The 628-nt window shown below is 39.2% G+C and carries 2 protein-coding genes; both read left to right on the forward strand.

The window, feature by feature from the left end:
- Positions 1-142 precede the first annotated feature (142 nt).
- Positions 143-400 carry a BrnT family toxin gene (locus tag J7R05_RS07500; RefSeq protein ID WP_246468267.1) on the forward strand — a complete coding sequence of 86 codons (258 nt, stop codon included), beginning with the start codon at positions 143-145 and terminating at the stop codon, positions 398-400.
- On the forward strand, positions 378-628 hold a 251-nt coding region (locus tag J7R05_RS07505; RefSeq protein ID WP_208541796.1), incomplete at its 3' end, for a BrnA antitoxin family protein. The genes J7R05_RS07500 and J7R05_RS07505, both read left to right, overlap by 23 nt.

Here is a 628-nt window from a genome sequence, read left to right on the forward strand (position 1 = left end):
TCGCAAACGCACGAACCGATAGACCCTCACGATGTTTCTTGGTCATTGATAGTTTCCCCATTTTGCATGATTTACGTGAATTATCGTACACTTTTTTGTTTACGTCATCCTATTTTTCGTGTACATACAATATACGAAGATAGTGTGGGATGAACCAAAAAGAGCTTTAAACATTGATAAACATAAGCTTGTTTTTGCAGATGTTATTTACTTTGACTGGGAACATGCTCTTATTGATGCAACACATTCAAACCGAATGAAAGCTATCGGGCATTTTGCTGATGGCACAACAGTTATTGTTTTTGCAAGGCTTGGCAATGAAGCGATATCCATTATCAGTTTTCGTCAAGCCAATAAGAAAGAAAGAGAGGTTTTCAATGACTATCAAAAACACCTTTAAAAAAGGATGTGGTTACACAAAAGAAGATTGGGACGCTGTGGATTCCCCACCACTAACAGATGAAGAGCTTGCACGTCTAAAGCCAGCTAAAGATGTTTTACCACCCTCCTTTTTTAAATATGTAACAGAAGAACGCCGTAAACGTGGGCGTCCACCCGTTGAATCTCCTAAACAAGCGGTTACTCTCCGTCTCGACCCAAATGTTATTGCCTCTTTTAAAAAACAAGG

It is taken from the genome of Bartonella capreoli, assembly GCF_902813205.1.
GTDB classification, from domain to species: domain Bacteria; phylum Pseudomonadota; class Alphaproteobacteria; order Rhizobiales; family Rhizobiaceae; genus Bartonella; species Bartonella schoenbuchensis.